Consider the following 11,923-nt stretch of genomic DNA (forward strand, 5'->3'; position numbering starts at 1 on the left):
GCGTGAGGAACGATAGGCATCCGGGAGAACACCATCGTGCAGTAGCGTGAGGAACGGCAGGCTCCGAAGCACACCAGCGGATTTCACCAAACCTGCCGCCACAAGGCATACTTGCCGCCTTCTCATTCGCGAGCCGTCAACGCCTCATGCGCATCCATGTCAGCTTCATCGACCGCGTCGGTATCACCCAGGAAGTGCTGGCAATCCTGGGTGGACGCAATCTGAATCTGGACGCGGTGGAGATGGTGCCGCCCAACGTGTACATCGATGCCCCGACGCTCAGTCATCAGATGCTTGAAGAGCTCAAGGACGCGCTGTTTCGGGTCCGTGGTGTCGAGGCTATCACCGTGGTCGATATCCTTCCGGGTCAGCGTCGCCACCTGCAACTGGACGCGTTGCTCGCCGCCATGACCGACCCGGTGCTGGCTCTGGACAGCGCCGGACATGTGCTGCTGGCCAACCCGGCACTCATCGCACTGATTGGCCGGGAGCCGGCGGGCGAATCCATCGGTGAGCTGTTCAGTGACCCCAGTCTGCACGTCGCGTTGCTGGAAAACGGCTTTCGCCTGCCGCTGCGCGAGATCACCCTGAACGGAGAAGCGCTGCTGCTGGATGCCACGCCGATCACCGAAGCCGGCGCGCTGATTACCCTGTACCTGCCCAGCCGAATCGGCGAACGCCTGTCGGCATTGCACCACGATCACGCCGAAGGTTTCGACGCACTGCTCGGTGACTCGGCCGCTATCCGCACGCTCAAGGCGCGGGCGCAACGTGTGGCGGCGCTGGACGCACCGCTGCTGATTCAGGGCGAAACGGGCACCGGCAAAGAGTTGGTGGCCCGCGCGTGTCACGCCAGCAGCGCCCGCCACGGCGAACCGTTCCTGGCTCTGAACTGCGCCGCGCTGCCGGAAAACCTCGCCGAAAGCGAACTGTTCGGCTATGCCCCTGGGGCCTTTACCGGCGCCCAGCGTGGCGGCAAACCGGGGTTGATGGAACTGGCCAACCAAGGCACCGTATTTCTCGATGAAATCGGCGAAATGTCACCCTATCTGCAGGCCAAACTGCTGCGTTTTCTCAACGATGGCAGCTTCCGGCGCGTCGGTGGCGATCGGGAAGTGCGGGTCAATGTGCGCATTCTCAGCGCCACCCACCGTGATCTGGAAAAGATGGTCAGCGAAGGCACCTTCCGCGAAGACCTGTTCTACCGCCTTAACGTCCTCAATCTGGAGGTTCCGCCGTTGCGCGAGCGCGGTCAGGACATCCTGCTGCTGGCCCGGTACTTCATGGAGCAGGCGTGCGCACAGATTCAGCGTCCGGTCTGCAGGCTTGCACCCGGCACCTACCCTGCCCTGCTTAGCAACCGCTGGCCAGGCAATGTGCGGCAATTGCAAAACGTTATTTTTCGCGCGGCTGCCATCTGCGAACACACTCAAGTGGATATAGGCGACCTCGATATCGCCGGCACTGCAGTGGCCCGTCAGAACGACAGCTCGATCGACAGCCTCGAACATGCCGTCGAAGCCTTTGAGCGGAATCTGCTGGAAAAGCTTTACGCGGACTACCCTTCAACCCGTCAACTGGCCAATCGCCTGCATACTTCGCACACCGCCATCGCTCATCGCCTGCGAAAATACGGAATTCCCGACAAGCGTTAGTCTATCGGCGTCATGTATCAAAAATATATTCCGAAAAGTTTCACTTAATAACTAATCTGCCGATAACGATCTGGTATCGTCAGTAAACCTCTTATCATCCATTTGAATGGGTGTCCGTAGTGTGATTACGGCCGTAATGGCAAAAAGGTCAGCTAGTACCGGGAAGTCATATGCCAACCTCGCCAGTGGACCGCCCGCTTGTCGACGCTCAGTCTCGCGCTGAAAAAATCGTCGAATCTCGCCGTCAGAAAATCCTCCTCAAGACCGGTGCGCTGCAGGATGCAATTTTCAACAGTGCCTACTTCTCAAGTATCGCAACCGACGAACACGGCGTTATCCAGATATTCAATGTCGGCGCCGAACGCATGCTCGGTTATCACTCCGAGGACGTGGTCGACAAAATCACACCTGCGGACATCTCCGACCCCGCCGAACTCATCATCCGCGCGGCAGCCCTCAGCCATGAACTCAACACGCCTATCACGCCGGGCTTCGAGGCCCTGGTGTTCAAGGCCTCGCGGGGCATCGAAGACATCTACGAACTGACCTACATCCGCAAGGACGGCAGCCGCCTGTCGGCCATGGTCTCGGTCACGTCCCTGCGCGACAGCGCCGAAACCATCATCGGTTATCTGCTGATCGGCACCGACAACACTGCACGCAAGCAGGAGGAAGAGGCTCAGGCCTTGCTTGATCAGCGCTTGCGGGACCAACAGTTCTATACCCGCTCGCTGATCGAATCGAACATTGATGCGCTGATGATGACCGATCCGCAAGGCATCATTTCCGACGTCAACAAGCAGATGATGGCGCTGACCGGACGTACCCGCGACGAGTTGATCGGTGCGCCCTGCAAGAACTTCTTCACTGACCCGGCGAGTGCCGATGCCGCGATCAAGCGCGTGCTCAGTGAGCACAAGGTCAGCGACTACGAACTCACTGTGCGCGCCTACGACGGCACTGAAACCGTAGTGTCCTACAACGCTGCGACCTTTCATGACCGTGACCGCAAGCTCAAGGGTGTGTTCGCCGCAGCCCGTGACGTGACCGAGCGCAAGCGTTTCGAGCGGACGCTGGAAGAAAAGAATATCGAGCTGGAACACGCCAGCCACATGAAGTCCGAGTTTCTTGCCACCATGTCCCACGAGCTGCGCACGCCGCTCAACGCCGTGATCGGTTTCTCCGAAGCGCTCAAGGACGGCATGGTTGGCGACATGACCGATGCCCAGCGACGCTACATAGGCGACATCTTCAACAGCGGCCAGCACCTGCTGTCGCTGATCAATGACATCCTCGACCTGTCCAAGGTCGAGGCCGGGATGATGACGCTGGAGCTCGAGTCAGTCGATCTGGACGAACTGCTGAGCAACAGCCTGCTGATCGTTCGCGAGCAGGCCGCCCTGCAACATATTCAGTTGAAGTTGGAAACAGAGGCCGACTTCGGCGTGCTTGAGCTCGACCGGCGCAAGACCAAACAGATCGTCTACAACCTGCTGGCCAACGCCGTGAAATTCAGCGAGCCGGGGGGATGGGTGACGCTGGCGGTGCGTCTGGTGCCATCTTCCCAGGCAGGTCTTATCGACGGTGACTGGCCGACCTACGGGTTCGCGCTTCCGTCCGGTGACTGTGAGCAGTTTCTGGAACTGAGTGTCAGCGACACCGGAATCGGCATCGCCCAGAGCGACATGAACAAGCTGTTCAAGGCGTTCAGCCAGATCGACAGCGGCCTGGCACGCAAATTCGAAGGCACCGGCCTGGGCCTGGCGATGGTCAAGCAACTGACCGAACTTCACGGCGGCTGCGTCGCAGTCGCCAGCGTGAAGGACCTCGGCGCGCGCTTCGTGGTGTGGCTGCCCATCCGCCAACCTGAATCAGCGGAGGCACGATGGCCCAGATCCTGATCATTGAAGACAATGCGGCGAACATGCGTCTGGCAGAGCTGTTGCTGACCAGCGCCGGGCACGCCGTGCTGTCGGCCGTCGATGCCGAAAGCGGCCTGAAACTGGCTCGCGAGCGTCAGCCCGACCTGATCCTGATGGACATCCATCTGCCGGAAATGGACGGCCTGACCGCCACATCGCTGTTGAAGAAAGACGCCGGCACAGCTGCGATCCCGGTGATCGCACTGACCGCGATGGCCATGAAGGAAGACAAGGAAAAGATCCGACTGGCGGGCTGCAACGCTTATGTCATCAAGCCGTTGCGCTACAAGGAGTTGTACCGGGTCATCGACACCCTGCTGGAAAAAAATCTGCCTCAACAGCCCATTACCTGAGCATTCGATATGACCCAGAGCGCCGCGACCATCCTGATTATCGATGACGACGTCCATGTCCGGGACCTGCTGGAGGTGCTCTTGCAGAACCAGGGTTATCGGACACTGACGGCGGAATCAGGCGAGTTGGCGCTGGCCATGATCAAACGACAGGCACCCGACCTGATCCTGCTGGACATCATGATGCCGGGCATGGACGGCTATGAGGTCGCCAGCCAGATCAAGGCCGAAAAGGGCACCGCCAATATACCGATCATCATGCTCTCGGCACTCGACGACCAGAGTTCCCGCCTGTCGGGGCTGGAGGCCGGGGCCGAGGAATACCTCAACAAGCCTGTGGACAGCGCCGAACTGTGGCTGCGCGTGCGTAATCTGCTGCGCCTCAAGGCGTTCGGCGACTACCTGAAGAGCCACAGCCTGATCCTCGAAGATCAATTGCAGCAACGGACCATCGATCTTGAGCGTTTTCGCACGGTGATGGACGCCTCCGAAGACGCGATCTTCCTGATCAACCGCAACACCATGAGCCTGATCGAATTCAACCGCCGGGCCTGCCAGTTGCTGGGGTATACCGCCGAGGAGCTGTCGCACAAGACGCCTGCCGAACTGGGCGAAACATCCATGGAGCAGCTTGAGGTCGTGTACGACCAGATCATTGCCGGTAAAGGCCCCAGCGAACCTCTGGAAACCCAGATTCGCGACAAGAGCGGCCGGGATGTCGAGGTCGAAATCCATCGCCAGGCTTACCGCACCGGCGAGGACTGGGTCATCGTCGGCATCGTGCGCGACATCACCCGGCGCAAGGAAAGCGACCAACGCCTGCTGACCATGGCTCACTACGACACGCTGACCGGCCTGCCCAACCGCGACCTGTTTTTTACCAGCCTGCAAATGGGCATGACCCAGGCGGCCATCAGTCGCTGGAAGCTGGCGGCCTTGACGGTCGATATCGACGGTTTCAAGAACATCAACGAAACCTGGGGGCATGTGCTGGGCGATGAGGTGCTGCTGGAAGTCAGCCGCCGACTGTCGAACTGCCTGAATGCCAGCGACACCCTTGGCCGCGTGGACGGCGATCAGTTCGCCCTGATTCTGATGCTTCGTCCCGGCCAGGCGGATACCCGGCAAACGCTCGAGCGCATCCGCAACGCATTGCGAGCGCCCTTCCGCATAGAAGGCCAGAGCCTGGTCATGACCGCCAGCATCGGTATTGCGCTGTACCCGGAGGATGGCGAAGACTCACGCGAGCTGATCAGACATGCCTACACCGCCATGAACAGCGCCCGAAAGATCGGCCCGGACAACTACCGGTTCTACACGCCGCAGATGAACGCCGACGTTTCGGCACGCCTGGACCTGGAGGCCGCGCTGCGCGAAGCGGTGCGTAACCAGGCCTTCGAAATCGTCTACCAGCCCAAGCTGGACCTGAACAACGACCGTATCTGCGGACTTGAGGCACTGTTGCGCTGGCCACGCCCTGGCCACCCAGGCGTTTCGCCTGCTGTATTCGTTCCCGTGCTGGAAAGCCTCGGCCTGATCGGTGAAGTCGGCAACTGGGTCGTCGACAGCGTCTGCGCCCAGATCGCGCGCTGGCAGCGCTCCGGGTTGGGATTGTTTCAGGTAGCGGTCAACATTTCCGGGCAACAGATTTCCAGCAGCAGCCTGGTGGCCGACATCCGTCAGGCACTCGAAAAACATAATGTTGCGCCGCAGTGGCTCGAGGTCGAACTGACAGAAAGTTCGTTGATGGAAAATACCGCGCACACCATCGCCACCTTGGGAGCGCTGCGGGCCAATCGCGTGAGTATTTCCATCGACGATTTCGGCACCGGCTATTCAAGTCTGGCGTACCTGCGCCGATTCCCTATCGACAAGCTTAAAATCGACATCGCGTTCATTCGCGAAGTGACCAGCAACCCGCAGGATGCGGCCATCGCCAGAGCCATCATCGAGCTGGCTCACAGCCTCGACCTGCAGGTGATCGCCGAGGGTGTGGAAACCCCTGAGCAACTGGCGTTCCTTCGTGAAAACCACTGCGATCAAATTCAGGGCTATCTGATCAGCAAGCCGCTGCCGCTTGACGAGCTCGAAACATTTTTGCGCTCACCGGAAAGCCGCGCCGGATAAGCCAGTGTCATCGGCACACGCTGTGCCGATCATGCCATTTTTCAAGGAGTTCGCTGCATGCGCTGTTTGCCGGCTGTACTTGTAGGGATGCTAAGTGTGGCGGGCCTGGCTCAGGCGCAAACGCCCAGCGATGCGGGGTTGATCGAGGACAACGCAACAGCCGGTACATCCGCCTCGTCCAATGACGCCAGGGGCGTACTGCGGGCGACCAATCAAGCGGTTCTTGCCAGCGAACTGTCGGGCCGCATCGTTGATCTTCCTTTCCAGGAAGGCGAGTCGTTCAACAAGGGCGACACACTTGCCCGCTTCGACTGTTCGGCCTATCAGGCACAACTCAATGCAGCCCAGGCAGCCAGTCGCGGGGCCAGTGAGGAACTTGCCCACAACCGGCAACTGGCAGCGCTCAACTCGGTGGGCCGTTTCGAGGTGGCTCGCGCAGAGGCCAGGCTCTCCGAAACCCAGGCGCAGTCCGGCGTCTATCAGGTACAGATCAAGCGTTGCAGCGTGGTTGCGCCATACGACGGACAAGTCGTGGAGCGCAAGGTCAAGCGGTACGAGAGTGTTGCAGCTGGTACACCGATGCTCGAAATCGTCGATAACCGCACGCTGGAAATCCACCTGCTGGTGCCCTCGCGCTGGATGAGCAGACTCAAGCCCGGACAAACCTTCAGTTTCGTTCCCGACGAGACGGGCCAGCCGCTGACCGCCACCATCAAGCGCCTGGGTGCGCGCATCGATGAAGGCAGCCAGACATTGCTGCTCATCGCCAGCCTGCCCAAGGCCGAGGGTCTGCTGGGAGGCATGAGCGGCACAGCACATTTTGCGGAGCTCAAGTGAACGCCTCTGCACAGGGCGCGATTGAAAGGGTTTTCGCGCAGTTTCTCGACCTTGAACGGCTGACCCGCGCCGCGCCCACCACCGAGCAACTGGCCTACAGCCTGGTCAACGATAGCCAGGGGCTGTTCGGCTACCGTCATGCGGCGCTGATAATTGCCGGTAAGGTGCGCGCGGTGACGGGTGTCAGCGTCATTGAGCCGAATGCGCCGTTTGTGGCCTTCGTCGAGCATGCGGTCGGCCAACTGCTCAAACTCGAGCAGGTCAAACCCGCCCGCGTCGTGCACATGGACTCGCTGAGCGCTTCGGTACGCGACGACTGGAACAGTCTGTCGGCACCGCATGTTTTCTGGCTGCCGCTACAGGATCGCAAAGGTGATGTCTTTGGCGGCCTGTGGCTGGCCCGCGACACACCCTGGGCTCCGGCAGAGCAAGTCCTGCTGGCACAACTGGGCGATACCTGCAGCCATGCATGGCTCGCCCTGCAACCCGGTAAACCTTGGCGCTTGCGGTTCAATCGTAAACGTCAGGCTCTGTTGGCGATGCTGGCATTGCTGTGCCTGCTGATTCCGGTGCGTCAGTCGGTGCTGGCACCGGCCGAGGTCGTACCGCTGGGCGGGCGGGTAGTGGCCGCACCGCTGGACGGTGTGGTGGCCGAGTTTCTGGTCAAGCCCAACCAGATCGTCAAGACCGGTGATTTGCTGCTGCGCTTCGAGAACACCACCCTCAAGGCTCAGGCCGACGTGGCCGAGCGTGCGTTGGGCGTTGCCGAAGCAGAACTGAAAGCCAATTCGCAACGCTCTTTCGCTGACGCCGAATCCAGTTCGCGAATCGACCTGCTGGCAGCCCGCGTCGAACAGAAGCGTGCCGAACGCGACTACGCTCGCGAACTGTTGAAACGCAGTGAAGTACGCGCCGAGCGCGACGGTATCGCGGTGTTTGCCGATGCCCAGCGCTGGCTTGGCAAACCCGTGCAGACCGGTGAACGGCTGCTGGAAATTGCCGACCCGAGCCAGGCTGAGCTGCGTATCGAACTGGCGGTTGGCGACGCCATCGCACTGCAACCGGATGCAGAAATCGCGCTGTTTCTGGACAGCGACCCGCTGCAACGTCACGCCGCTCGACTGGAGCGGGCGGCGTACGAGGCGCAAGCCACCCCTGGCGGGCAGTTGGCGTACCGCCTGGATGCCAGCTTTCTCGACTCACCACCGCCTCGAATCGGTCTGCGCGGCACCGCCAAGGTATTCGGTGACCGCGCGCCTCTGGCGCTTTACCTGCTGCGCCGCCCTCTTGCCGGTCTGCGTCAGAGTGTAGGCCTGTAATGAGCCTGCCCAGCCTGCGCGCCGACCTGCAGCTCACACCTGCCGCCCCGGACCTCGACGGCTCACCACGCTGGACCCTGGCCGATCCGGTCCGCGGTCGCTATTTCAAGCTGGGCACTCAGGCCATTCGCCTGTTGCGCCATTGGGCACTGGGCGACGCCTCGCGGGTGCTCCAGGCTGCCAATCGCGAACCGGGCCTGCCACTGGGCAACACCGAGGTGGACGAGCTGCTGCGCTTTTTGCGCGGGCATGACTTGATCGCGGCACAAGACCCGGAACAACGCGCCAGCTACGCCGGCAAGGCAGCGGCGTCGCGCCATGGGCTGTGGCAGATGCTCTTGCATCAATACCTGTTTTTCCGCATCCCGCTCTGGCGTCCGGACGCTTTTCTCAACCGGGCCTGGCCGTGGCTGGCGCGCTACGGTTCAAGGCTGCTGCGCTATGGGCTGCCACTCACGCTGGGGTTGGGAATTTTTCTGGTAGCCCGCGACTGGCAGCGGTTTGTCGGCACGTTCCCGCACTTGTTCAGCCTCGGCGGCGCCCTGGCGTTCGGCGTTGCACTGTTTTTTGCCAAGCTCTGTCATGAATTCGGACATGCCTTCATGGCCAAGCGTGCCGGATGCCGGGTGCAGAGCATGGGTGTAGCGTTCATGGTTCTGTTGCCCTTGTTCTACACCGATGTCAGCGATGCCTGGCGGGTCAATGATCGACGCGCCCGCCTGCTGATCGGCGCGGGCGGCGTGCTGGCAGAAATGCTGCTGGCGTGCGTCGCCCTGCTGGCCTGGTCGCTGCTGCCCGATGGTCCGGCACGCACCGCAGCGTTCATGCTGGCCAGCGCCACGTGGCTGACCACGGTCATGGTCAACCTCAATCCATTCATGCGCTTTGACGGCTACTTTTTGATCAGCGACTTTTGGGAAGTCGACAACCTTCAGGGGCGGGCCTTTGCGCTGTGTCGCTGGCGGCTGCGCGAGGCACTGTTCGGTTACGGTCTGCCTGCGCCCGAGCCCTGGTCACCGGCCATGCAGCGTCGTCTGCTGTGGTGGGGCTATCTGTCCTGGCTATGGCGTGCCGCATTGTTTTTCGGTATCGCGCTGGCGGTCTATCACCTGTTTTTCAAGTTGCTGGGGATTTTCCTGATGCTGGTGGAGCTGGGCTGGTTCATCTTCCTGCCGATTTTCAAGGAATGTCGCCACTGGTGGTCAAACCGTGAGCAGGCACAGGCGCCGCGTGTATTGCTCAGCGCAGCAGGCTTGCTGGCGCTTCTGTTACTGCTGAGCGTGCCGTGGCACAGCAGTGTCGAGCTGCCGGTGATGCTGGAGGCCGAAAGCGTGACCGCCATTCACGCCCCCGCCGCCGCCAGGGTCAGACAGCTCAACGTGCAGGACGGTCAGAAGGTCGAACAGGGCGCAGTGCTGATGGAGCTGGAGTCTCCGGATATCGACTCGCGGCAAAGCATCGTGCGCCGTGAAATCAATATTCTGCAGTTGCAGATGCGCCGCCAGGCCGGTCGTAGCGAAACGGCCGCCGATGCAGGCATTCTCGAGCAGCGCCTGGCCGAGGCGGTTGCCGAATATCGCGGTCTGGCAGCACGTCGCGAGCGCTTGGTGTTGCGCGCGCCAAAGGCCGGACAAGTGCGCGACCTGCTGCCGCAATTGAGCGTCGGTCGCTGGGTCTCGACCAAGGATCCCCTGTTGCGTATTGTCGAGAACGGCACGCGGATTCGTGGTTATGTGGCAGAAAATGCACTGTGGCGTATTACTCCCGGTGATCGTGGCCGCTTCATCGCCGACGACCCGATGCGCGAATCACTGGCCGTTGAATTGCTGGAGGTCGATGCCAACGGTGTGGCCTGGCTGGATCAGGAGGCGCTGAGCTCAGACCACCACGGACCGATTGCTGTGCGCCGTGACGAGAATCAACGCGCCGAGCCGGTCCAGGGTCAGTATGGTGTACGCCTCAAACTGGTAGACAACACCGCAGCACCCTCCCAGCCTCTGCGCGGAGTCGCCGTGCTGGACGGCCGCAGCGAATCCCTGCTGGGCGCAACCTGGCGCCGGCTCGCCGCATTGGGAGTGCGTGAAAGCGGGTTCTGAAGCTGACACATGGAAAGAGGACAGCAGACATGCAAAACAAGCCATTTGCCAACACCGATGGACTGGTCGTGCGGCCATCCAGAGAAACCGACGGTGCCTTTCTGCAGATGCTCTATCACTCGGCGCGTCCAGACCTGCAATTGGTCGACGGCGAACGCGATCAGGTGGAAGAGGTGATCGCTCAGCAGTTTCGTGTACAGGATCAGGGGCTGGGAGAGAACTTCCCCAATGCCATGCACTATGTCATTGAAAAGCTCGGAACACTCATCGGTGCGCTGGTCACGGATTTCGGCCATAACGAGATTCGCGTCCTGTATCTGGCATTCATGCCGGCCGCACGTGGCAAGGGTTATGGGCGCAAGGTCTTACAGGGCGTCCAGCAGGCCGCAGAACAGATCCGCTGCCCGGTAGCGACAGTGGTCTGGTCCAACAACCCCCACGCACGCCAGCAGTATCTGGCATTGGGGTTTCAGGTAGAGGAGCAGGATGTGGCAGCGGCAAGGCTGATCTGGTATCCAGGCCAGTCCGCTGCCTTTTGATCAATTGAAGCTGATGCAGTAATAAGCCATGTTCTCGTCGCGGCCCATGGCGGGAACGCGAGAGACGAAAACCCCCGTCAACAGCCCCAGTTCAGGCAGCTCGATAGCACAGGCGCCCTCGACAAACTCGCTGGGCTCCAGTGACTCGAGGGACACGTTGAACGGCATGCGTTGTTGCCGGGCAGCTCGTGCCTGTGGTTTTTCGGCCACCGAGGCGACATGCACAGGCAACCGGCTCCCGTTGCTTGTTTGCAGCAGGCAGGTAGTGCCCAGCAGATTCTGGAAGTGTTCGACCGTAACGTCCTGCAGCATGATGCATCTCCAGCATGAAAGAGTTGGAAGAGCCCGTCCCTGGGCTCGTATCAGTCAATCCCGCTGAGGGAAATAACCCTGCAGCGCAATACTGAAGTTCACCACCAGGAACGGATTCATGCTGTCGAGAGGAAGGCTGCCACCCACGGCCTGCATGCTTCCGCTGATGGCCGTGCTGACGCCCTTCTGCACCACCGGTGCAGTGCCCACACTGGGCGAGAAGATATTGGCGGAGGTCGGGCCGGTAGTCGAAGCGCCGATAAAGGCATTGTCAGCGGTTGGCGCGATGGACGCTCCTGCCACTGCCGGACTGGCCAGGTTGATCGTGGTGGTCGCCGTCAACGCGCTCATCTGATGCACGTGCGACGGCATGTTGGCGATGGCCACAGTGACCTTTTCGACGCCCGAAGCTGTTCCGATCACCCTGCTGGTGAGATTGACCCCGGTCCCCTGATTGACCGGCACCCGGCCCTGCAGGTTGGGCAGCATGAAGCCCTGCGCGCCGTCACCACCATAAGTGACGCCCAACAGGCTGTACAAGGCCATGTACTGATTGATGCTCAATGTTTGTCCATTGCACTGCATCCAGCCACTGGGAGCAAATGGAAAGGCAAACGTCATGATCGAACCCATAAAAACTTCCATACAGCCTCATCCTTCTTCTGTGTCATGGGAAACTTCGATCCACCGGGGCACTGTCCCGCAGGTGGCAGGAAAGGAGCGTAGACGCAGTTTTCAGAGTGTGGATGTATTTGCAGGTCGT

The 11,923-nt window shown here is 60.8% G+C and carries 10 protein-coding genes; 8 read left to right on the top strand and 2 right to left on the bottom strand.

The window, feature by feature from the left end; genetic code table 11:
- The first annotated feature begins 146 nt into the window (after positions 1 to 146).
- From JOE33_RS08645 to JOE33_RS08680, 8 genes are all read left to right on the top strand, one after another.
- Positions 147 to 1,655: a sigma-54-dependent transcriptional regulator gene (locus JOE33_RS08645; protein ID WP_122579338.1), complete on the top strand. Its 1,509-nt coding sequence runs from the start codon at positions 147 to 149 to the stop codon at positions 1,653 to 1,655.
- A gap of 170 nt (positions 1,656 to 1,825) precedes the next feature.
- Entirely contained in the window at positions 1,826 to 3,556 is a 1,731-nt protein-coding gene (locus JOE33_RS08650) for a PAS domain-containing sensor histidine kinase (RefSeq protein ID WP_032615797.1), read from the top strand.
- Positions 3,541 to 3,930: a response regulator gene (locus JOE33_RS08655; RefSeq protein ID WP_003314036.1), complete on the top strand. Its 390-nt coding sequence runs from the start codon at positions 3,541 to 3,543 to the stop codon at positions 3,928 to 3,930. Before JOE33_RS08650 ends, JOE33_RS08655 begins: the two co-directional genes overlap by 16 nt.
- A 9-nt stretch (positions 3,931 to 3,939) precedes the next feature.
- Positions 3,940 to 6,057 (top strand): EAL domain-containing protein, encoded by a 2,118-nt coding sequence (locus JOE33_RS08660; RefSeq protein WP_187625141.1) that lies wholly within the window; start codon positions 3,940 to 3,942, stop codon positions 6,055 to 6,057.
- An 87-nt stretch (positions 6,058 to 6,144) separates the two neighbouring features.
- Positions 6,145 to 6,894: an efflux RND transporter periplasmic adaptor subunit gene (locus tag JOE33_RS08665; protein WP_082429570.1), complete on the top strand. Its 750-nt coding sequence runs from the start codon at positions 6,145 to 6,147 to the stop codon at positions 6,892 to 6,894.
- Entirely contained in the window at positions 6,891 to 8,213 is a 1,323-nt protein-coding gene (locus JOE33_RS08670; protein WP_010436700.1) for an HlyD family efflux transporter periplasmic adaptor subunit, read from the top strand. The genes JOE33_RS08665 and JOE33_RS08670 overlap by 4 nt, the downstream gene beginning before the upstream one ends.
- Positions 8,213 to 10,309: an HlyD family efflux transporter periplasmic adaptor subunit gene (locus JOE33_RS08675; protein ID WP_187625142.1), complete on the top strand. Its 2,097-nt coding sequence runs from the start codon at positions 8,213 to 8,215 to the stop codon at positions 10,307 to 10,309. The genes JOE33_RS08670 and JOE33_RS08675 overlap by 1 nt, the downstream gene beginning before the upstream one ends.
- A gap of 29 nt (positions 10,310 to 10,338) precedes the next feature.
- The gene (locus JOE33_RS08680; protein WP_010436694.1) at positions 10,339 to 10,848 is read left to right on the top strand and encodes a GNAT family N-acetyltransferase; all 510 of its coding nucleotides are present in this window, start codon (positions 10,339 to 10,341) and stop codon (positions 10,846 to 10,848) included.
- On the opposite strand, the gene JOE33_RS08685 is transcribed toward JOE33_RS08680, so the two are convergent.
- Together JOE33_RS08685 and JOE33_RS08690 are read right to left on the bottom strand one after the other, a co-directional pair.
- On the bottom strand, positions 10,849 to 11,160 hold the full coding sequence (locus tag JOE33_RS08685; RefSeq protein ID WP_010436691.1) for a hypothetical protein: 312 nt from the start codon (positions 11,158 to 11,160) through the stop codon (positions 10,849 to 10,851).
- 54 nt (positions 11,161 to 11,214) lie between these two features.
- Entirely contained in the window at positions 11,215 to 11,805 is a 591-nt protein-coding gene (locus tag JOE33_RS08690) for a tail fiber protein (RefSeq protein WP_010436688.1), read from the bottom strand.
- Positions 11,806 to 11,923 lie beyond the last annotated feature (118 nt).

Source organism: Pseudomonas sp. PvP027, from assembly GCF_017833005.1.
Taxonomy (GTDB): domain Bacteria; phylum Pseudomonadota; class Gammaproteobacteria; order Pseudomonadales; family Pseudomonadaceae; genus Aquipseudomonas; species Aquipseudomonas congelans.

What these genes read in the sequence shown, in the direction of transcription:
- JOE33_RS08665 (WP_082429570.1), top strand. Translation starts at nt 6,145, where the DNA reads ATGCTAAGTGTGGCGGGCCTGGCTCAGGCGCAAACGCCCAGCGATGCG.
- JOE33_RS08655 (WP_003314036.1), top strand. Translation starts at nt 3,541, where the DNA reads ATGGCCCAGATCCTGATCATTGAAGACAATGCGGCGAACATGCGTCTG.
- JOE33_RS08650 (WP_032615797.1), top strand. Translation starts at nt 1,826, where the DNA reads ATGCCAACCTCGCCAGTGGACCGCCCGCTTGTCGACGCTCAGTCTCGC.
- JOE33_RS08680 (WP_010436694.1), top strand. Translation starts at nt 10,339, where the DNA reads ATGCAAAACAAGCCATTTGCCAACACCGATGGACTGGTCGTGCGGCCA.
- JOE33_RS08685 (WP_010436691.1), bottom strand. Translation starts at nt 11,160, where the DNA reads ATGCTGCAGGACGTTACGGTCGAACACTTCCAGAATCTGCTGGGCACT.
- JOE33_RS08645 (WP_122579338.1), top strand. Translation starts at nt 147, where the DNA reads ATGCGCATCCATGTCAGCTTCATCGACCGCGTCGGTATCACCCAGGAA.
- JOE33_RS08690 (WP_010436688.1), bottom strand. Translation starts at nt 11,805, where the DNA reads ATGGAAGTTTTTATGGGTTCGATCATGACGTTTGCCTTTCCATTTGCT.
- JOE33_RS08675 (WP_187625142.1), top strand. Translation starts at nt 8,213, where the DNA reads ATGAGCCTGCCCAGCCTGCGCGCCGACCTGCAGCTCACACCTGCCGCC.
- JOE33_RS08660 (WP_187625141.1), top strand. Translation starts at nt 3,940, where the DNA reads ATGACCCAGAGCGCCGCGACCATCCTGATTATCGATGACGACGTCCAT.